Genomic DNA, 21,105 nt, shown 5'->3' on the forward strand with positions numbered 1-21,105 from the left:
TTTCCGGCTCAGAATCGTGCCCACGGCGTTCCAGCCCAAATTTTCTGACCGACCGGTTGTGCCCACAATATCATCCAGAATTAACGCGCCAACGAAGTCAAATTTCACAAGCTCCGCACACTGTCGCTGGACACAAGCGACAGTAAAAAAGTGACCGAATCTTTTTGAGATTCAGTCACTTTCACAAACCATTACGATTCAGCCGGCGTTAAGTAATTTTCCAACGCAGTCTGGCCAATTGTCAGTAACCAACAGAAGAACCAGTAGATGGCTGCAATCATGATGTAGATCGACATGTAATCCTGATGCGCACCAGCAACGATTTTGGCCTGCATGAACATTTCGCTAACCGTGATCATGGCAGCCAGCGACGTGCTCTTAAACAGGTCCAGTAAGATGTTCCCCAGCGCTGGAATCGCAATTCGAAACGCTTGTGGAAACACGATGGCCCGCACGACCTGCGAATAACTCATCCCAACAGAGTAGGCGGCTTCCCACTGACCACGGTCAACGGCGAGAAACGATGACCGAAATACTTCGGAGATGAAGGCGCTACAGTTGATGGTGAATGCAATCGTGGCTGCTGGCAGGGCCTCGGTATTAAAGCCAAAGTAGATAATAAATAAAATAACCAGCATCGGAATGCCCCGCATCGCCGAGATAAACGCCCGAGCCGCCCAGTGGAGCGGGCGAAAGTGACTCAACTGGGCGAGGGTCAAGAACAGCCCCAAAATCATGGCTAAGATAAAACTGATCGCCGTTAACCCCAGTGACATGGGGAACCCAGTCAAAATCTGAGGAATCGACGAGAACGCCAGTGGCGCGTTAAAAAAATTGGGAATCGATAGAAATTTTAAAATCGACATCTAATCGCCTGATCTACCGTTTAACGGTGAAGTTTTTCGAAATTTTGACATTTGGTTGTTTGGAAACATCGGCGCCATAGAACTTTTCAGAGATCTTCTTTAAAGTGCCGTCCTTCTTAAGTTCGGCAAGGGCCTTGTTAACTTGTTTCTCCAACTTGGTGTTACCGTGCTTCATGAGGATCCCGACACCAGAGCCATCTTCGTTAGTGGTGAAGTACATGTTGCTCAACAACTTCAACCCACTGTGTGGCGTAGCAGCTAAGGCTAATTTTTGCAGGTAGTAGTCATTCATAATCATATCAGTTTTGCCGTTCTTAACGTCCTTAAGGTAAACGTCATTTGACACGTTATCGTAGTTGACTAACTTGGCGCCGAGTTGCTTAGCAAGCGCTTGGTAACTTGTCCCAGCTTCACCGGCAGACCGCTTGCCTTTGATGTCAGCCCATGAGTGAATGCCAGAGTCATCCTTTGACCGAACCATGATACTGTTAAAGGAGTGCTTGTAAGGCGTGGAGAGGGTGAATTCCTTCTTACGAGCGGGCGAAATACCGAAATCATTGGCGGCCATGTCAGCCTTACCAGTCTTAACCGCCGTTAATTGACCATCAACGTTCATTTCCTTAAAGGTTACTTTGCGGCCTAGTTTCTTACCAACGGCTTTGACGATTTGGATATCAAAACCAGTTAACTTATTCGTCTTCTCATCGTGATACGATGTCGGGTATAGTGTCCCAGATGTCGCAACGACGAGGGGCTTTTTAGTGGCTGATGAAGACGATTTCGAGCCACACCCCGTTAAAATAAGACCAAATACTAATACCAAACCAAATAATTTAACCCAACCTAAGTGCCGTGCTTTCATGAAAATAAACTCCCTTTCCAACAACAAGAATAACTCCAGTATACGGCCTTGAAAGCGCTTAATCAAGCGACTATACTGACATTAAGTAAGTTATTTATTGCACAATTCAGTCGTATTTTCAATTTAGTTACATTTACTTAAACTAATTATTATGATTATATTTTCAATAATAATTATTGATAGATTTCATCGAGTGGGTGAGTTTAACTATCACCGATTAAAATCAAACTGTGCTAGAATGGTCAAAAATACATCGATGGAAGGAGATTGGCCCCATGGAAACCCTTGTAATCGTTGCCCACCCGCAACTTGAGGATTCAAGTACCCAGCAGTTTTTACGGCAGGCGGCGAAACCATTAGAAAAAGTTATGTGGCATCCGGTACCAAAAACTAATGAGCTAGATATTACGGCGGAGCAAACCAGCTTACGGCAAGCAGACCGGATCATTTTCCAGTTTCCATTGTACTGGTATAGTGCGCCGGCTAATTTAAAAATTTGGGAAGATGCAGTACTAACTCGCCATTTTGCGGATCAAGCAGTCGATGGTGCGCTGGTAGGAAAAGAACTTGGGTTAGTGATTTCGTTAGGGACGCCCGAACGCCACTATGCGGCAGGTCAACCAGAAAATGTCTCAATCTCTCAGCTAACCATTCCGTTTCAAGCGTTGGCACACAAGTTAGGAATGACCTTCTTACCCACGTTAGTTGTGGATCAGTTTGGTTACCAGTCCGAAACGGAGAAAATGCAGTTGTTGGTGCGGTACCAACGGTATTTGACGCAAGAATCACTTGGTCATTTTAAGGACGAAGAAGCATGGCTATTATCCCGTTTTGAAACCTACCTCACGACTTTACCGGCGGAACAGCAAACCCAAGCATCATTACTGTTAGATCAACTGACCGCTAACCGGGATCAACTAGCGGAGCTTCAAGCAACGGTGAAAATGATGCAGGATACGGAGGACTTTTAACCATGGCGGATAATTGGACGGCAAACGAGCTTCAAAAACTGGCGACCCAAGAACCGCATTTTCAAGACCGCGCGTTATTGACGGCCTTAGCGGCATTGGCCAAAGAGCAACAACGCCGAATCGACTTAGCATCGGGCGAACTCGATGGTCGAATGTGGAACCCAAGTCAGTGGTGAAATGACCCGAAATTGCAATATTCGGCGAAAATAAAGTGCGTTAGAATGGAACTGAAAACTAATTTATTGGTGGTGAGCAGAGATGTTGGGGTATGCGTTTTTAGCTGCGGCAATCGTGTTTGAAATTGTAAGTAGTTCGCTTTTGAAGGAGGCGGATGGGTTTCACCGAATGTGGCCCACGTGTCTGTTAGTTGTGGGGTACACCATCACCCTCTTCTTGTTTTCAAAATCGCTGAAGTGGTTAGATTTAGGCGTGGCGTATGCGTTATGGGGCGCAATTGGCACGTTATTTACCACGATCATTGGGATCCTGTTTTTCAAGGAGCGCTTTAGCCGAACCAAAGTGGTCGGCGTGGTGTGCATTATGTTGGGCACGGTCATGTTGAATCTACTGTGAGGTGAAGCTGATGGCAAAGTATTACGTTGCGCTGGCGGTGGCCATCGTCAGTGAAATTTTAGGGACGTTATCGTTGAAGTTATCTGCAGGATTTACGCAACTTTGGTGGACGCTGGCGAGCATCGGCTTGTATTTGATTATGCTCTACTGCCTGTCCTACACGATTCGGGTGGTGCCGTTGAGCGTGGCCTATGGCGTCTGGACCGGTGCCGGCACCGTTTTGACCGCCTTACTTGGTGTGATGGTGTTTCACGAAACGCTGTCGATTGGCCAAATTGCAGGGCTAGCACTATTAGTTCTTGGGGTAGTCGCGTTGAACCGCTCTGGTGAATCGGAGGAAGAAACCGAGTACGAAGCACTGCAGATCGAAGAAGAATTTCAGATGGACGAGAAGTTTCGCTAACGCAAAGAAGTTTTGGTCCGTTGTTGACAACCTAATCAAAATTCGTTATAGTACCAATAATTAATCAGGAGAGGAATCGGTATGTGTCCAATGAAGACAGTCGCCTAACGTCGAACGTACAGCTTAAACGAACTCAACCTCAGGGGTGGAGTCTATCGTTTAAGCGGGTTTCGAATAGGTGACTAAGACACGCCCGGTTCCGTAAATTGGACCAGTCTGCCGCCTATTTGCGAATAGGGGGCTTTTTTATGCGCTATTAAAGGTTTACGCCAACTCAAAAACCTTTAAAGGAGTGACTGTAATGTCCAATTATCAACTAACTTCATTGACTAAAACAATCGGGGCTCGGACCCTGTATCAGATTTCTAAATTAACGGTGGCGCCACACGACCGAATCGGGTTAGTGGGCCACAACGGCGCGGGGAAGACCACGCTATTTAACCAGCTTTTAACGGAGGATGCGATTCAACCAGCAGCTCGGCTTTGGCTGGTGCCGCAATTAAAACCCACTGCAGAATTGAGTGGTGGTGAGCAGGTTCGGCAGTATTTGAACCAAGCCTTCGCGCAAAATCCGGATATCTTACTGTTGGACGAACCAACGGCGAACTTAGACGTTGCCAGTATCGAATGGTTGGAAAAACGGCTCAAACGGTACCGGGGGGCGTTGATCGTGATCTCCCATGACCGGGACTTTTTGGATCACATGACCACGACCATCTGGGAGTTAAGCGATGAAACGATCCACGTTTATTCGGGGAATTACCACGATTACGAAACGCAAAAGGCACAACAAACCCAGCAACAGGCTGATCAATATCGCCAGTACGTTGCGGAAGAAAAACGCTTAAAACAAACGATTGAAAAACAGCGCCAGCGTGCCGAACGGGCAACCCGGGTGCCAAAGAGTAAGAAGGGTACTTCCGAGATTCATGCCATGACGCCGTACTTTGAAAAGATGAGTAAGAAACTGCATCAGGTTGCCAAATCAACGGAGAGTCGCTTAGATCAGATGGATGTGGTAAGCCGACCAAAGTTTGAGAAACCTATCAAGATGGCGATTCCAAATGCTACCCAGTTGAAGGGCAACACGGTGTTATCAGTCAGCCACCTGACGCTGACTCGCGGTGAGCGAACGTTGCTATCGGATGTTTCGCTGAAGGTTAAGGCGGGCGACCATCTGGCTATCACGGGACCGAATATGGCCGGCAAGACCAGTTTGCTGACCCACTTACTGGATACTGAAGATCCTGCTGTGAAGTGGTCACCGTTGGCGAAACTGGGGTATTTCCAACAAAACTTGGCCAACCTGACTGGTGAGGCGTCGATTTTAGCGAACGTTACGGCCACCAGCGTCCAAAGTGACGAAACGGTGCGATTGATTTTGGCACGGCTAGGGTTTGCGGCCAACACTTGGCAGAAACCAGTGAACGTGTTAAGCGGCGGTGAACGGGTGCGGGTATCATTGGCGAAGCTGATGTTGAGCGATGTCAATGGCCTGATTCTTGACGAACCCACCAACTTCTTGGATATCGAATCGATTAACGCGTTGAGTCAAATGTTACGCGATTACGAAGGCACGTTGATTCTCGTTTCCCATGACCGCTGGTTTGTGCGCCAGGTTGTGGACAAGTCACTCCAAATTGTGGATAAGTCGTTACGCAACCCAGCCGTTCAGGTGAAACAACCGACTAAACGAGATCCAGCGGAACTCTTACAGTTGGAACTCAAGCAAACCGCGTTGATCAACCGCTTGGCGACGAATAGCACACCAGAGCTGGAAGCCGAATATCAGGCCATCACCAAACAGATTAGGGAACTTAAAGCCTAGAAACGGGGAAATGCGGTACAATGGAAACACGCATTAAGAAGGACTGAATAATTAAGATGTTAACGGAAAACGTAACTGAAGAGGCCGCCACCGTCCAACGGGCGATCGAGCGGCAACTCCACCACACACGCAAACAAATTGAAGCACTTGAGAAGGCTGTTCAAAAGGTCGGCGATTACGAAGCATTACAAGTGAAGGGAACGCTACTTAAAACTTATGCCAGCCAGATTCCAGCTGACCTTGGCTACGTTAAGCTACCGGATTACCGACATGAGGGCTTTGAAATTGGCATTTACATTGATCGGTCAAAATCGTTGATGGCGAATGCTGAGGACTACTTTCACGAGTACCGGCGGGCTAAGCGGGGTCTGGCAACGGTTCAGGAGAATCTGACGGCGGCTAAACAGGCACTTGCACAACAAGTTGAGCGGCAAGAAACCCTCGATATGGCGGATGTCCAGCAGGTGGAACAGGTCAAACAACAACTGATTGACGAAGGGGCCATTAAAACCAAGGTCCTGCACTCATCTAAGAAACCAGAGCCTGCACACCCACGGCGGTTCTACACTACTGACGGTGTGCTGGTTGAAGTTGGCAAGAGTGATCAGCAAAATGACCACCTGAGTTTAACGGCTAATCCCAACTTCTACTGGATGCACGTATCGGAATTGCCAGGTTCCCACGTGGTGATTCACAGTGATCATCCTAGTGATCAGGACTTGCAGGAAGCGGCTGTTTTGACGGCCTACTATAGTAAGGGTCGCAAGCTAGACCGGGTGCCGGTTGACGTGCTGCGCGTTCGGCAACTGAGCAAACCGAAAGGCGCTAAAGCTGGCTTAGTGAACGTTCACGGGAAGTTTCAGACGATCACGGTAACGCCGGATGCTGATTTGGTTGAGGCGCTGAGAGAACATTAGGTAAATAAAAAGACTCGCAGTTTTTTTGCGAGTCTTTTTTGCTGTCGTTTGTGTCCAGCGATAGTTTGCGGAGCGAGACGGGTTGAGAGCAGTGTGCAAGGTAACATCGGTGAAGGCGCCCGGTCCTGGCGGGTTTACCGATGTTGCCTTGCATGCAGCTCTCAGTCTCGTGCAGCACCATTCGGCGTGGTGGCTAGAAAGCGCGTGGTTGACAAATTCCTACAACTTCAGGAACCCTGGAAATAACAGCCAAAGTGACGCCGAATTTTGTAGCCTGAGAGCGCCGGTTTTCATGCGGCTTTGGCGAGCGAAGCGACGACAAACAGCCAACACCCAAAGCGCACCCAACACTTACGCTAGACACAAACGACAGCACTAGCCCATGTTTGCGTCTCTGTTAAATCGATCAACATCATTCGTATCGCCAACAACAGAAATCAAATCATTGAGCTCGATCACATCGCTAGCCTGCGGTGAAATGTTAACGTGCCCGTCCGAAGTAATCGCAATCACGTTAACGTGGTAACGATTGCGGACTTCAAGTTCGATCAGGGTCTTGCCCACAAATTCAGGGTTGTCCACTTTGACTTCGGCCAGAGTGACGTTATCGTTTAAAATCAGGTAGTTAACGATGTTGGGTTGTAATTGATGAAAGACGATCCGGCGGGCCATGTCGCGTTCGGGGCGCACGATTTGGTCGGCACCGATTTTTTCCAAGACGCGGGCATGGCTTTCGTTTTCAGCCTTGCAGATAACGTCTTTGGCGCCAAGCTCCTTAGCCAGCAACGTTGCCATGATGCTGGCTTGAATGTTTTGACCGATGGAGATGAAGACGTGGTCAAAACTGCCGATGGCGAGGTCCTTCAAAGTTTCTTCGTCCGAGGCGTCTGCGATGACCGCTCGGGTGACCAGGTTGGTGAAATCGTTCACCGTTTCTTCGTTGATATCGATTGCCAGCACTTCCTGGTTCGCTTCAACGAGTGACTGACAGATGGCCGCGCCGAACTGGCCCAGTCCGATGACGGCGTAGTTTTCCTTTTGACGTCCTTTAGCCAATGAGCACACTCTCCTCTGGATAGCGGTAACCGCGTTGTTTCCGGTCCGCATTTAAAATTGAAAACATGACGGTGTAAAGACCGACCCGGCCGATAAACATTAGGAACATAATGATGATTTTGCCAAGAAAGGTCAGGTGCGGGGTCAACCCTAACGAGATACCGGTAGTCCCAAATGCTGCCAGGACCTCGAACGTGACGGTTTCGAGACTACTACTTTTAGGCAGCGGTTGAGTGGCACACAGAATCAAAGTGGCACCTGCCAGAATAATCAACGCCACAAAAATCAGGGTCAATGCGCGAAAGACGTTGTCCTGCGTAAAGCGCCGGTGGCCAAAGGTGGCGTCCCGGCGACCACGCAACGTCGCGATACTTTGAATCGTCAGTAAACCAACCGTGGTGGTCTTGATCCCGCCGGCCGTCGAACCAGGCGTCCCACCAACGAACATCAAAAACATGGTGAAGGCGATCCCCGCAATGGAAAGCTGGTTATACGGCAGGGTGATCAGCCCGGCGGTTCGCGGCGTGATGGCCATAAACAGGGTGTTCATGAAGCGTTGCCCGACAGAAAGTTTGGGGGCGAGTTGAGCGAGGTTTTCTTCCGTTAACAGGTAGACGAGCACCGAGATACCCATTAGCACGGTACCAGTTGTGAGTGCCAGTTTGGTATGCAGTGACAACCGGTGACGCCAAGGATACAGTAATAAATCTTGCCAGACCAGAAAGCCGAATGACCCGGCGATGATCAGGATGGCCATGATGCTTAGCAGGTAGGTGTCATTGGCAAACCCTTCAAGACTGTTGCCAAATAGGTCAAAGCCAGCGTTACAAAACGCGGAAACGGCGTGAAAGACGCTAAACCAGAGCCCCTTTGCCAAGCCAAACCGGGGGTAGAAATCGATAAATAGGAGTCCAGCACCAGCGACTTGAATGATCAATGAGAGCAGTAAAATTAATTTGATGACGTTAAGTTGGGAGAGGTTCTCGAGATTTAAGGATTCTTGGGCTAAAAGTCGGGTGGATAACCGCATTCGGCGCCGCATGAACAAGAACAACATGACGGTAAAGGTCATGAAGCCCAAACCGCCGATCTCCATTAAGAAGAGGATCACGGTTTGGCCAAATGCCGACCAGTGCAGCGCGGTGTTGACCAGCGTCAAGCCAGTCACACAAGTCGCACTAGTTGCGGTGAATAACGCATCCAACACCGACGTTGCGTGAGCGCCGCGGGTGGCGACCGGCAAACTCAGCAACACGGTGCCAATCAGAATAATCATTAAAAAGCCCAACGTTAAGGTTTTGGGTAGGGATAGCGGGTGACGATGAAATTGAATCAAGTTGCGACCTCCTTGCCGGCAATAGCCAATCGACTTGATTGGTTGCCTGACGTTAGGTTAATTATAGCAAAGATAACGGTTTCTGTACGGAGAATCAGTCGTTGACAAGTCAGCGAAAAACTAGCCTAAGAACGTTGAAACCATGCGGGTTAGCTGTGTTATAATAAGTTCATAATATTTAAACTTAAACCTATGGAGGCCGCACATGCTCATACAACAGGTATCAATTGAAAATGAGGCGACGCTTAAAGACGTTCGAATTGAAGCTGGCAAATTTGTGGCGATTGAAGATCACTTAACCGCTCGGGAAAACGAAGGCATCATCGATGGTCGGGGAAAGCTCTTGCTACCGCCATTTGTGGACCCTCACGTTCACTTGGATTCAACGTTGACCGCTGGTGATCCAGAGTGGAATCAGTCGGGAACACTGTTTGATGGCATTCGCATCTGGTCGGCTCGCAAGCAAAAGTTGTCCATTGAAGATGTCAAACATCGGGCAATTAAGGCGCTGAAGAAGCAAGCTAGCCACGGGACCCAGTTCGTTCGCTCGCACGTTGACGTGACGGATCCTAGTTTGACCGCGTTGAAAGCACTACTAGAAGTCCGTGAAGAAGTGAAGGACTTCATGGAACTGCAGTTGGTGGCCTTTCCACAAGAAGGCATTCTGTCGTTCCCGCACGGTAAGGAATTGATGACCCAAGCGGCCGAAATGGGCGTTGACGCGATTGGTGGGATTCCCCACTTTGAATTTAACCGCGAGTACGGGGTGGAATCACTGCATTTTGTCAGTGATTTAGCCGAAAAATACGGTCGGTTGATCGACGTTCACTGTGATGAAATCGATGACCCAGCGGCTCGGGGACTTGAAACACTGGCAACGTTGGCTTACGAGACTGGGATGCACGATCAGGTGACAGCCAGCCATACCACGGCGCTAGGCTCTTACAACGATGCTTACGCCTACAAATTATTCCGGCTGTTGAAGATGTCTGAGATCAACATGATCGCCAACCCACTGGTCAACACCTTCTTAGGCGGCCGGTTTGACACCTATCCGAAGCGTCGGGGCATGACCCGGGTAAAGGAACTCAACGAAGCCGAGATCAACATTGCCTTTGGTGAAGATGACATCAAGGATCCTTGGTACCCAATGGGTGACGGTAACATGCTAGATCCGTTGCACTTGGGGATTCACGTGGCGCAAACCATGGGCTACGATCAGATTATGAACGCTTATCGCTTTGTGACTTACAATGGCGCCAAAGCGATGCACGTGATGGATCACTACGGAATTGAAGAAGGCAAGGAAGCCAACTGTATCCTGTTGAACCGGAGTAACTTCTACGATGCCTTGAACGAACGGGCAGAAGTGTTGTACTCGATTCACCACGGTCGGGTGATTGTGAAGACGCAGCCGCAGGAAGTGCAGTTGTATCTGGATAAACCACAGCATCAGCGGTGGAGCTAATTAAAAACGGAATCAAATTTAGTTAGTTTTTAGAAGATAAAAGCACTCGTGGTTTCCTGGGTTTGGAAGCGGCGAGTGCTTTTGCTTATATGTATAAGGACTTCCAAGTAAGACCCATCAAAGTACAGAAATGTTAGCGAGTGGTGTGGGCGACGTGCATTGAGGCCGCGTTTGTTTCGGCTCGGTGTTGGCTTGGGGACTATGGGGAATTTGGATATGGTGGAGGTTGGCTGTCTAACCACTTTTAGGCAACCACGCCGAAACGTGTTCCGAAAAACTGAAAGCTGCACGTAAGCCCTAACCAACACAAAGTCGAAACCCCCGACTTTCTGTCGGTTAGGGCTTACGCTCCGCTTTCAACCCGTTTTTCTCCACACTCTGCGCTCTTTTTCTTTGGATGATGTGCTTCCGAAGCCTTCTTCTTCGCCAGTCGTTGCTTGTGAATCTCGCGAAGTTGGTCCTTTAAGCTGTCAATCGCATCGGCGTGTTGGGTTTGCCAATCTTTGAACGACATTGAAGTATCGGAATCGCCAGGCTTTAAGCCGGTTTCTAGCCAGAACAAGGCTTGGCTCAGGCTTGAGAAGTTGTGCATCCAGAGGGTTTGGCCGTTTTCGGAGTCAAACGCAACGTAGGACTTGTAGTGCTTCTTCAAGAAAATATGTTTGCGAATCTTGAACGCTTCCCGTTTACGAGTTAGGCGGTAATCTGGTAGGATAAATTGACCGGTTAACGTTAATTCAGGAAAAAGTTCATTTGCTTGGTTGTGTTGTTCCTTTAATAGGGAACGGGCTTGGTCGATTGTGATCAGTTGGGCGCGGATTTCAGACATCAAATTCCTCCTCTTTGGACGTCGAATCTGGTAGGATGCGGGTTTATTTAGACTGTTTACTCATACCTTTAACTTTAGCATATTCTCACCTAAATTAGAATTGATGTGTATCGAATTTATTGTTAACGTAATAAGTTTTTTCTAAAATATAACAAAATAAATATTGAATCCAGCGGAGGGATCGATTTGGGCAAATTTTACGCAGTACGAAAGGGATCACAACCAGGCATTTATACCGATTGGGAAACGACTAAAGCACAGGTCAACGGCTTTCCGGGGGCCATCTATAAAGGGTTCAAAACGCGTAGTGAAGCTGAGGCGTTTATGAGTGGTAGCGCGAAGTCAACGAGTCGGTCGAGTAAAACCAAAACAGCATCACAAACGACGACTCGAACGGAAGGACACCAGACTTTTTCCGGGAAGCCAGAGATTATCGGTTATACGGATGGTGGCTCTCGTAACACCGGCAACGTCAACGGGGGCCACGTTCGTGATTCGGATAAGGCAGCCTGGGCTTACCGGTTAGAGTTACCCAACGAGATTATCAGTGATTCTGATGGTGAGTGGGGCGCAACGAATAACCGGATGGAAATCATGGCCTTTATGCGGGCACTGGAAATGTTGATCAAACGTCGCCAGCAACACGCTAAAATTCAATTGGTTTTAGATTCTCAGTACGTCTTGAACGCCGTTACCAAAGGTTGGCTGAAGGGCTGGAAGAAGCGGGGATGGAAACGCGCAGCTGGTGAGTTAGCCAATGCTGAGTTGTGGCAGAAGGTTGATCAGCTGTTACCGAAGTTTACCCAGCTTGAATTTGCTTGGACCAAGGGGCACGCAACCAATGTCGGCAACGTGTTTGTTGATGAACTGTTGAATAAGACGATGGATCGGATGGTTGCAGATCACCCCGTCGTAGCGCGAAAGCCACGGGTTACGACTAAGCCAAAGGTGAAGCGTGCTAACAAGCCCGTGGCGCCAGCTAAAGCAACAACGCCAGCTAAACCAGCCCAACCAACTCGCTCAAAAACGACAGCGCGACCAGTGTCAAAGCCGGATACCCGCCACACCAATATCGATCATTCGGTAGCGGATATTCAAAAAGCACTGGAACAGTTGGACTTGTTTAAGGATTGAGTTGCGATAACTGTGCGGGAAAAGCGCTTTTGACTGGCATTGAACTGAGGCGTATGAGTCGAAACTTTCAACTGATTTCAAATTAGAAAATTAATCTGAAAAATGATTTGATTTCCTTTCATTTTTTGATTGCATATTGCCGGTAGTTTATGGCATAATAACTTGCACACAATTAATTATTTTGAGAGGGTTCACCATGTCAATCACGAAATTTGATGATTTTTTAGCCTATCAGCTTACTCAAAATCCTGATTCTAAACGGGATTTTATTGAACAATGTGATCAAATTGAACTTGCAATCGAACAACGCCGAGCTGAACTTCGGTTACGGGACAAAGTAATGATGAAGTCCGAAATGGCTTAAACGAAGTCGTGACACCAGCACGCCAATCGCTTTTCCGGTATGATGACCGGTATTAAGAGAGGAGGCAGTCGGTGTCACCCACGCATTACCCCAACATTAAACCGCACACCGGCTGAATGCCATGGCACTACCAGATTACGTTGTTTATCCCGCAATTTTTGATGATCAGCATCACGATGGTAACTACACGGTCACGTTCCCCGATGTTCCGGATACGTTCACTCAGGGTGAAACGTTGACGGCGGCGTTCAAAAACGCACCGGATGCGTTAGCGATTGCTCTGCTTGATCGACGGCGCTATCCTCAGGCAACGGATCCCAAGGTTGTTCAGGTTGAACATCCTGACGCCGTTGTGAGTTTAGTTGGCGTTGATATGAAACGAGCACGGCGACGAGCGGATAACCGAACCGTTCGCAAAAACGTGACGGTGCCGATGGATCTCGCGGAGCTTGCCAAGAAGCGCGGGATCAATTTTAGTCGGACGTTGGCGGAAGCGTTAGAATTGAAATTAGAAGATTAGCTTAGTAATCAGCGTCACCCAGAGTCGGAGTATTTACGAACGGGTGGCGTTTTTTTGTGTTAAACTATGCAAAAACGGAATAGGTTAGGAGAATCCGAAAAATGGACGTGACGAAGTTAAACACCTTTGTCGACCTTGCGGAAACGTTGAACTATACCCAAACGGCAGCCCGACTGTTTACAACGCAGGCGACGGTATCTAAGCAAATTTTAGCCCTAGAAAAAGAACTCGATACAACGCTAGTGGATCGCTCCCACCGCCAAATCGAACTGACGTGGGCGGGAAAGCTAGTCCTACCGTATGCGCAAAAAATGGTGGCGACGCAAGCGCAACTGACAGCAGCGCTGAGGCGAGAAATGCAGACCCGCAGCATGACGCTGACGATTCGTAGTATTCCGTCCATTTCGCGGTACCGGGCGTTTAACCTCATGTCGGCATTTGCACAACAGCACCCGGAAGTGGACCTGCATTTTTCGGAAGCGGAAACGGATACGTTACTGCCATCGTTGGCGGATGGCACGAGCGACATTGTGTTCACCCGGCTATTCGAAATCGAGCAAACCGCCTACGACACCTTGATTGGTGAAACGGACCGGTTCGTGGTGGTGTTACCGAAAGCCAACCCGTTAGCGAACGAACCAACGTTAACGGTGACCCAGTTAAAGGACCAGTCGTTTCTCTTCTTAAATGAAGTCACTAACTTGTATCGCCCCGTGATGGCGCTATTAAATACCGCTGGCGTCACCCCAAAGGAACTCTATCGTGGGCAACGGATCGACCTCATCTTGGGGATGATCAACCAGGGCATGGGCGTATCGATTATGATGGCCCGGTCGCTTGACCTGAGCGATTATCCAGCAGTGACCACGGTACCGTTAACGCCGGAACGCCTCAGCCATCTGGCGTTCTTACGATTAAAAACCCACCGGACACCGGCCAGTGATTTATTCTGGGACTTTGTCGTTCATCAGGAACAGTGATCTATTCCATCTTGGAATAATTAAACTGAATAAGCGAATTGTTTCTTGGGTATAAAACTCGCATAATAGACTTATCGAAACGAACGGAGGATGACGACATGACAACAGAACAACCATATGATTTACGAAAAGTGTTGGCAGAGTTGAAAAATGAACCCGGCCAGTATCATGAAACGGATAAGGAAATTGATCCTAACGCTGATTTAGCAGGGGTTTATCGCTATATCGTCGCTGGCGGTACGGTGATGCGGCCAACCCAAGAGGGACCTGCCATGATGTTTAACAACGTCAAGGGGTTCCCCGGAAGTCGGGTGTTGATTGGTGCCATGGCGTCACGTAAGCGGGTCGGGATGATTTTACATCACGACTACAAGACACTGGGTCACTTATTAAACGACGCCGTGAACCATCCCGTGCAACCCGTTACGGTGAGTCACGAGGAAGCACCAGCCCAAGAAGTTGTCTTGAAGGCTAGTGACCCGGACTTTGATATTCGCAAAATTCTAGCCGCGCCAACCAACACGGAACAAGATGCTGGACCATACATCACCATGGGTGTGGTTTACGGATCAAGTCCTGACAACAAGCAAAGCGACGTGACGATTCACCGGATGGTGCTGGAAGACCGCGATACGATCGGCATGTACATCATGCCCGGTGGTCGGCATTTAGGCGCCTTCTTGAAACAGTATGAAGCTCTGGACAAGCCGATGCCAATTACCATCAATATCGGGTTAGATCCCGCCATTGCGATTGGCGCTACCTTCGAGCCACCGACCACACCACTTGGCTACAACGAATTGCAAGTAGCCGGCGCGCTGCGGAACGAACCGGTTCAACTCGTTCAAGGAACAACGGTCAACCAACTGGGTATCGCGCGTTCTGAATGGATCATTGAAGCCGAGATTTTACCAAATACCCACATGCAAGAGGACATTAACACGAACACCGGCTACGCCATGCCAGAATTTCCTGGTTACGATGGTCCCGCTAATCCAGCCGTTAACGTGGTCAAAATCAAGGCAGTGACCCATCGGAAGGATAACCCAATCGTCCAAACGACCATTGGCCCATCGGAAGAACACGTGTCGATGGCTGGGATTCCAACCGAAGCCTCAATTTTGAGCTTGGTTGACCGCGCTATTCCGGGCAAGGTGCTGAACGTCTACAACGCTCCTGCTGGCGGTGGTAAGTTAATGACCATCATGCAGATCCACAAGGAAGATGAAGCGGATGAAGGGATTCAACGTCAAGTTGCGATCCTCGCCTTTTCAGCCTTTAAGGAACTCAAGACGGTGATCTTAGTGGATGATGATGTGGATATCTTTGATTGGAACGACGTGATGTGGACCATCAACACCCGGTTCCAAGCAAGTCGCGACATCATGGTACTCGAAGGGATGCGTAACCACCCACTGGATCCATCCGAATTACCAGAATACGATCCAGCGCGGATTCGGATTCGGGGGATGAGTTCCAAACTTGTGCTTGACGGTACCGTGCCATTTGATATGAAGGATAAGTTTGAACGGGCACCATTTAAAGAAATGCCAAACTGGCAAGACTATTTGAAATAAGAAGGGAAGTCATTGTGTGAAACGAATCGTTGTTGGCATCACGGGTGCGTCAGGCACCATCTACGGGTTACGCTTGTTGGAGGCGCTTAAAGCAACGCCGGATGTGGAAACGCACTTAGTGATGAGTAAGTGGGCCAAGGAAAACTTGGCCGTTGAACATACCGGATACACCTTGAAGCAGGTCAACCAACTTGCCGACGTGGTTTACGATGAGCGTGATATGGGCGCGACGATTGCCAGCGGTTCGTTTATGCATGATGGCATGGTGATCGTGCCAGCCAGTATGAAAACGGTAGCGTCGATTGCCACCGGCCTCGGCGATACGTTGATTGGTCGGGCTGCTGATGTGACTTTGAAGGAACGCCGGCCACTGTTGCTGGTGCCACGGGAATCGCCGTTTAACCAGATTCATCTGGAAAATATGTTGAAGCTGTCCAAAATGGGCGTGGAGATCATTCCGCCGATTCCAGCCTTCTATAATAATCCGGAAACAATCGATGATCTCATCAACCACAACACGATGAAGTTACTGGATCATTTGCACATCGCCAACGACTTTGGTGGTCGCTGGCAGGGATTGAACCAAGCTAAGGCGGCCTTGAAGGATCGTGATCGCGGATGAGCGAAACGTTTGAAGCCAGTCAGGCTGGCGTTCACTTGCAGGCCGTTGTTGAACGTCAGAATCAAGATGTGTTGATTCAACTGATCGGTGGCGATGTTGCGCACTACGGCGTTGTTACCACGGTCAGTCCAACCACTGAGCCGCAGACGATTGCCTTACCCAGTCGACCGGGTCACCACCATCAAGAGGGTGTGTTGACCGAACGGATGGCCAAGCAGTTGAAGCCGATTTTGCAAAGTAACGCCATCATCGTGAGCGGGGTTCATGTCAATTATATTAAACCTGAACAGATGCGTGCTATGGGGCCGTTAGTTGCTGAACTATCTGAAAAAGTTGGTCAGTGGTTAACCGCTCATCCACGAGAAAAAGTGGTTGAACATTTTTCAAAATAAGTGAATTAAAAACGCGGTTCCAGAAATCCTCAATCAGAGAGTTTCTGGAACCGCGTTTTGATTACCCATGATGCTTCTTAAACCGTGAATCAACTTCCTTACTCCAGAAGCCACCGGACATCTGGGTGGGTTCGTTGACCATAATAAAGGCGTCGGGAGAGAGTTCCTTAATCAGCGACATTAATCGGTGATCAGCCTTTCTGGGTGCTAAAATGTTGAGAATCAAGCGCGAACCATTGCGCCCGTAGCCCCAAGTTTCAGTGACCCCGTAACCGTGATTGCGAATCATCTCGGGCAGCTGTTTATTGTGTTCGTATTTTGGATCATCATTATCAATGTTTAACGTCACCTGAAAGTTAACGTAGCCCATCGCCACGTGATCTTCAATCAGGATGCCAAGGTAAATGCCGATCCCAAAGCCAATCGTGTAGGCCGCCACGTTAACGGGTGAATCAATATTCTTCAACGCAATCGCCAACGCGATCACGTAGACTAATTCCTCAAGAACGGCCAGCAACGGCGCCCACAATCGCTGACGCCGGACCACCAACATCGTTCGAAACGTATTCAACGTAATATACACCGCATTCAGCACAAAAATTGTCAGTGCTAGTTTCAAAATGCAATCGCCTCTTTCTGAAAGTTGTCTAACACCTTCCAGTGTAGTCAGTTTGAAAACCCGATGAAAGCATTCTGGCTTCGAATATCTGAAGTCGGTGCATTATTGCATAGCTGTCGCTTGTGTCCAGTGTAAGCATTCTTCTGTTTAGTTTGTGAAGTGCGGTGATTTGCTTGAACTGTCGATTCCGGTAGTCAACTAGGTTCCTGCTGTGGGGCCGGCCTGAGCCAAAAGGCGGTCTCAGCCCTCGAATTGAAACCTCGCCAAAAATCGTGCGAGTCTTCAATTCGTCCCCGATAATTGGCGGTTGTTGGAAGTTCGTCAACAACCACCAATTATCGCGACACAGCATCCACCTAGTTGACTACCTGCATCTCACATTGCGCAATTCGGCGCTATTGCAGAGCATCTCAAGTGTTTAACTGCATGTTTGACTACGAAATTACAACGATTTGTTTCGCCAAACGTGACACGCAATAGTATGAGTACAATCGTTGACTTATTGCGGTTACTGTACATTGACCACAATCGTTTCCGCAGTTGTTGAGGTACCATCTAAATTTTTCGTCACGCAGTTTCGTCAACTTCAGAATGTGACATCTGGCAGTTTTGATTATCGACAGCGCACTACGTAGCGGGAGGCGGAGGCGCGCGGGGCTCAGCAGTGTCGGTATGACTTGGGCAGTCGTGCCCCGTGGGGTTCGGGGTGCGAGTGCCTTAGTCATACGCGGGTCCGGAGAGATCCGGCACGGAAGTGGTCTTCTTCCGTTCCTAGCTCGTAGGCCCGCCACTGCGTTCCAGTCCCCGCATAGCGCCGGAGCCTCCCGCGGCATCCTTCCACTATACAAAACCAGAATCACTGAATTTCACAAACTAAACAGAAAAACACTTACGCTGGACACAAACGACAATAAAAAAACCGTCACCAGCAAAATCGCTGATGACGGTTTAAGTGTATACGCAACGCACATATTAAGATGCTGAATGCGTTGGGGAAAGGATCAGTTTACCATGAATAGCTGATTTGCGTTCCACGGTTGCCGGGCGTTCGGTGACGGACGCGGGGGTTGGCGTGAAGACCAGTTCGTGGTCGTGCTTGACTAAGCGGTGGATCGACATGAGAATGACGACACAGACACCAATCAGTGGGAAACCAGCTAAAACGGAAATCGTTTGAAGCACTTGGAACCCACCGACAAGAACCAGTGAGAAGGCGAAAATCATGAAGACGATCACCCAAGACATCCGGTTAAAGCGGGTTGGTTCACGCTGTTTGAGCGGCGTGCTGGTAAACGATGATAGAATGTAGGCCGAACCAGAAATGGTGGTGGCCAAGAAGATGAAGCAAGAGACACAGTAGAGCAACGTCATGATCTGCTTCATTGGTAGGGTGCCGATAACCGTTGCGATAACGGCGGCTTGACCCTGAGTGTTTAAAATATGAACCAGGTTGATGACCCCGTTTTGTTGCAACCAAAGGGCGTAACCACCCATGACGGCGTAAAACAGTGCGCAACCCGTGAACCCGTAGAGCAACATGCCCATCAACATCTGACGAATGGTTTTCCCACGGGAGATTTTAGCGATGAACAAGCCCATAACAGGCATGTAGGACAACCACCAGCCCCAGTAGAAGATGGTATCCTGCTGAGTGGCGCTAGGGGTGACGTTGGTCGCAATTGGCACGAATTTTTGAACTAACATGCCCAAACTTTGCGCTTCGTTACCAATGATGTAGCGGGTGGGTCCAAAGAATAGAATTAAGACCAGAAAACCGATGGCTAGCCAGATGTGGGCCATGCTGAGCTTGTCGATCCCACCGTTCAGGCCTTTAAAGACCGTCACTGCGAACAGGATAAACAAGATGATAAACAGACCGATTTCGAGTGGCAACCCGTATTTGACCCCGGTTGCACTTGAAAATGCCTTGGCGGTGATTGGGACTTCCAACCCAATGGAAGAGCCAACGCCACCGATGATCCCGATAACGACCAAGACGTTGATCAAACCACCAAAGAACTTCTTGATGCTTTGGTGCTTGTCACCGTCTAACATGGCGATCCCGTCGCTTAACTTTTGAACCGGTTGCCCTTTGCGGTACATCAGGTACCCAATCAAAACGGCAGCGGGCGCAAACATCATCCAGGCCATGGGGCCCCAGTTGAACTGGCCCATCATGGTTGCAGATAGGTAAGCGGCATGTGAATAGGCCTTGAAGTGGAAAGGTGGGTTTTGAATGACCTGCAACGGATCGGTGATCGACAGCATCATAATGCTGGCATCGATCGCAGTTGCGAAGACCATTGCGCCCCACTTGAAACCACTGTAAATTGGCTTGTCATCCGGTTTTCCAATTTTAATTTTACCGTAGCGGCTAAATGCCAATCCAATCAAGAAGACGAAGTTGACGATGTAAATGCCAAGGTACAGCCATCCTAACTTGAGGTTCATCCAACTTAATACTTGGGAGAGTGGTGCTTGTAAGGCGCTACCCCCAACCATTAAGACCAACGTTGCCAGCAAAAACAAGCCGACAGTCGGTACGAAGACCCACTTGTTGATTAACTTGCTTCTTAAAATAATAATCCTCCTATTATAATCTCTCTTACTGAAATTTTATTAGGTGTGTTTCATAAAATCCAGCGTATTTTCAATCAAGTTGCAATATTGTACGCAAAAAAACTGCTGAGATCGTCCTAGACTGCCTGCAACAGTGCTTTCTGTAACAAATTGTCGCTTCCAAAAAAGCCCGATTGAATTTACAAGTTTTATTATACCGCTTAAAATTAATAAGTAAAATTTCGATGACATATAAGCGATTTCGTATTCTGAGAAGGGTGGTCTAAACCGGTATGATAATAAGCTTTAGGGGCCATCTGGAAAAAATCCAAATGGCCCCTAATTAATTTAGAACAATTATAATTTAGCTGAAAATGAGGCTAACTATAAGTGAGGTTGTTAGTCGGAAACAGGTACCTCTTTGATGATTCGAGCCGGATTCCCGGCAATCACAACGTTATCGCCGAATGATTTGGTCACAACGGAGCCGGCACCCACCACAACGTTGTCGCCTAGTGTCACTCCAGGCAGGATGGTCACACGGCCGCCCAACCAAGCACTATCGCCGATGGTAATGGGTTTGCCAAGTTCAACGTCAGCGTTGCGTTGCTTAGGATCAAGCGGGTGAACCGGGGTGTAGAGACCGATGTTGGGGCCAAAGTAGCAGTGACTGCCAATCGTGATGGGGCAGGTGTCTAGGAAGGTCATATCGTAGTTGCCATAGAAGTGGTCACCGATATGAATGTTGAAGCCGTAATCAAACTTAAAGTCGCTTTCCACGAAGAAGTCGTCGCCAGTATCGGCTAGTAAGTCCTTGAAACGGTTGTTACGGTTCTTGTTATCTGTAATATGGTTGATCTCTTCTAATTGTTGCCGAATGTAGACGCGGCGGTCGATCAGTTCCTTATCAAATTGTTGGTAAGGTTCGCCAGCGGTCATTTTCTCACGTTCTGTTGTCATTCGTGTATCAACTCCCTTTTGTAACAGGATAGCACGTTTTCAGACTTATGCGTTGATGGAATTAGAATGGCACGAGTACCAATTATGAATAATTGCCGGTTACCGGTGGGTGTTACTAAATATTTTGGCCATAAGACGGCGAATGTGCCGAAAAAAAGAATGTAATATATGTTATAGTAAGCATAGTGTCACAGAATTAACGTACATATTTCAGTTATTTTCAAGTTAACGGGGAACACGGTGAAAACAAGCTTTTCACTTTGGAACGG

The 21,105-nt window shown here is 48.5% G+C and carries 22 protein-coding genes; 14 read left to right on the plus strand and 8 right to left on the minus strand.

Annotation, left to right across the window (positions count from 1 at the left end):
* Positions 1-191: 191 nt before the first annotated feature.
* A complete protein-coding gene (locus ACYVR3_RS10330) occupies positions 192-866 on the minus strand; it encodes an amino acid ABC transporter permease (RefSeq protein ID WP_054736488.1) in 675 nt (224 codons plus the stop codon).
* 13 nt (positions 867-879) lie between these two features.
* Entirely contained in the window at positions 880-1,728 is an 849-nt protein-coding gene (locus ACYVR3_RS10335; protein ID WP_461244188.1) for a transporter substrate-binding domain-containing protein, read from the minus strand.
* A gap of 275 nt (positions 1,729-2,003) precedes the next feature.
* Between ACYVR3_RS10335 and ACYVR3_RS10340 the strand changes: the two genes are divergently transcribed.
* From ACYVR3_RS10340 to ACYVR3_RS10365, 6 genes are all read left to right on the plus strand, one after another.
* The gene (locus ACYVR3_RS10340) at positions 2,004-2,699 is read left to right on the plus strand and encodes an NAD(P)H-dependent oxidoreductase (RefSeq protein WP_461244189.1); all 696 of its coding nucleotides are present in this window, start codon (positions 2,004-2,006) and stop codon (positions 2,697-2,699) included.
* Positions 2,700-2,701: 2 nt separating this feature from the next.
* On the plus strand, positions 2,702-2,875 hold the full coding sequence (locus ACYVR3_RS10345) for a hypothetical protein (protein ID WP_461244190.1): 174 nt from the start codon (positions 2,702-2,704) through the stop codon (positions 2,873-2,875).
* 82 nt (positions 2,876-2,957) lie between these two features.
* A complete protein-coding gene (locus tag ACYVR3_RS10350; protein ID WP_461244191.1) occupies positions 2,958-3,272 on the plus strand; it encodes a DMT family transporter in 315 nt (104 codons plus the stop codon).
* Between the two features lie 10 nt (positions 3,273-3,282).
* On the plus strand, positions 3,283-3,675 hold the full coding sequence (locus tag ACYVR3_RS10355) for a DMT family transporter (protein ID WP_461244192.1): 393 nt from the start codon (positions 3,283-3,285) through the stop codon (positions 3,673-3,675).
* Between the two features lie 301 nt (positions 3,676-3,976).
* On the plus strand, positions 3,977-5,503 hold the full coding sequence (gene abc-f, locus ACYVR3_RS10360; protein WP_461244193.1) for a ribosomal protection-like ABC-F family protein: 1,527 nt from the start codon (positions 3,977-3,979) through the stop codon (positions 5,501-5,503).
* Positions 5,504-5,559: 56 nt separating this feature from the next.
* Positions 5,560-6,420, plus strand: coding sequence for an NFACT RNA binding domain-containing protein (locus ACYVR3_RS10365; protein WP_461244194.1), 861 nt, complete (start codon positions 5,560-5,562; stop codon positions 6,418-6,420).
* Positions 6,421-6,795: 375 nt separating this feature from the next.
* Here the strand turns inward: ACYVR3_RS10365 and ACYVR3_RS10370 are convergent, their stop codons facing one another.
* Together ACYVR3_RS10370 and ACYVR3_RS10375 are read right to left on the minus strand one after the other, a co-directional pair.
* Positions 6,796-7,476, minus strand: coding sequence for a potassium channel family protein (locus tag ACYVR3_RS10370; RefSeq protein WP_054736482.1), 681 nt, complete (start codon positions 7,474-7,476; stop codon positions 6,796-6,798).
* A complete protein-coding gene (locus ACYVR3_RS10375) occupies positions 7,469-8,752 on the minus strand; it encodes a TrkH family potassium uptake protein (RefSeq protein ID WP_461244229.1) in 1,284 nt (427 codons plus the stop codon). The genes ACYVR3_RS10370 and ACYVR3_RS10375 overlap by 8 nt, the downstream gene beginning before the upstream one ends.
* 265 nt (positions 8,753-9,017) lie before the next feature.
* Here ACYVR3_RS10375 and codA point away from each other — a divergent pair, with 265 nt between their 5' ends.
* Positions 9,018-10,280, plus strand: a complete 1,263-nt coding sequence (gene codA / locus ACYVR3_RS10380; RefSeq protein WP_461244195.1) for a cytosine deaminase — start codon at positions 9,018-9,020, stop codon at positions 10,278-10,280.
* A gap of 343 nt (positions 10,281-10,623) precedes the next feature.
* On the opposite strand, the gene ACYVR3_RS10385 is transcribed toward codA, so the two are convergent.
* Positions 10,624-11,109, minus strand: coding sequence for a hypothetical protein (locus ACYVR3_RS10385; protein ID WP_461244196.1), 486 nt, complete (start codon positions 11,107-11,109; stop codon positions 10,624-10,626).
* A gap of 186 nt (positions 11,110-11,295) precedes the next feature.
* On the opposite strand from ACYVR3_RS10385, the gene ACYVR3_RS10390 reads away from it, so the two are divergent.
* The 7 genes from ACYVR3_RS10390 (at position 11,296) to lpdD (ending at position 16,698) form a co-directional block, all read left to right on the plus strand.
* The gene (locus ACYVR3_RS10390; RefSeq protein ID WP_461244197.1) at positions 11,296-12,243 is read left to right on the plus strand and encodes a ribonuclease H family protein; all 948 of its coding nucleotides are present in this window, start codon (positions 11,296-11,298) and stop codon (positions 12,241-12,243) included.
* Between the two features lie 196 nt (positions 12,244-12,439).
* Positions 12,440-12,607, plus strand: coding sequence for a hypothetical protein (locus ACYVR3_RS10395; protein WP_461244198.1), 168 nt, complete (start codon positions 12,440-12,442; stop codon positions 12,605-12,607).
* 121 nt (positions 12,608-12,728) lie between these two features.
* Positions 12,729-13,127: a type II toxin-antitoxin system HicB family antitoxin gene (locus ACYVR3_RS10400; protein WP_461244199.1), complete on the plus strand. Its 399-nt coding sequence runs from the start codon at positions 12,729-12,731 to the stop codon at positions 13,125-13,127.
* Positions 13,128-13,228: 101 nt separating this feature from the next.
* Entirely contained in the window at positions 13,229-14,107 is an 879-nt protein-coding gene (locus ACYVR3_RS10405; protein ID WP_461244200.1) for a LysR family transcriptional regulator, read from the plus strand.
* Between the two features lie 98 nt (positions 14,108-14,205).
* Complete coding sequence (locus ACYVR3_RS10410; RefSeq protein WP_461244201.1) at positions 14,206-15,684, plus strand: UbiD family decarboxylase; 1,479 nt, start codon at positions 14,206-14,208, stop codon at positions 15,682-15,684.
* A gap of 16 nt (positions 15,685-15,700) precedes the next feature.
* Positions 15,701-16,306 carry a UbiX family flavin prenyltransferase gene (locus ACYVR3_RS10415; protein WP_054736465.1) on the plus strand — a complete coding sequence of 202 codons (606 nt, stop codon included), beginning with the start codon at positions 15,701-15,703 and terminating at the stop codon, positions 16,304-16,306.
* Positions 16,303-16,698 (plus strand): prenylated flavin chaperone LpdD, encoded by a 396-nt coding sequence (gene lpdD / locus ACYVR3_RS10420; RefSeq protein ID WP_461244202.1) that lies wholly within the window; start codon positions 16,303-16,305, stop codon positions 16,696-16,698. Before ACYVR3_RS10415 ends, lpdD begins: the two co-directional genes overlap by 4 nt.
* A 61-nt stretch (positions 16,699-16,759) precedes the next feature.
* On the opposite strand, the gene ACYVR3_RS10425 is transcribed toward lpdD, so the two are convergent.
* From ACYVR3_RS10425 to ACYVR3_RS10435, 3 genes are all read right to left on the minus strand, one after another.
* Entirely contained in the window at positions 16,760-17,317 is a 558-nt protein-coding gene (locus ACYVR3_RS10425) for a DUF2179 domain-containing protein (protein WP_461244203.1), read from the minus strand.
* A gap of 972 nt (positions 17,318-18,289) precedes the next feature.
* Positions 18,290-19,903: a BCCT family transporter gene (locus tag ACYVR3_RS10430; RefSeq protein WP_344705189.1), complete on the minus strand. Its 1,614-nt coding sequence runs from the start codon at positions 19,901-19,903 to the stop codon at positions 18,290-18,292.
* Positions 19,904-20,275: 372 nt separating this feature from the next.
* On the minus strand, positions 20,276-20,836 hold the full coding sequence (locus ACYVR3_RS10435; protein WP_461244204.1) for a sugar O-acetyltransferase: 561 nt from the start codon (positions 20,834-20,836) through the stop codon (positions 20,276-20,278).
* Positions 20,837-21,105 lie beyond the last annotated feature (269 nt).

Source organism: Secundilactobacillus muriivasis (genome assembly GCF_054785195.1).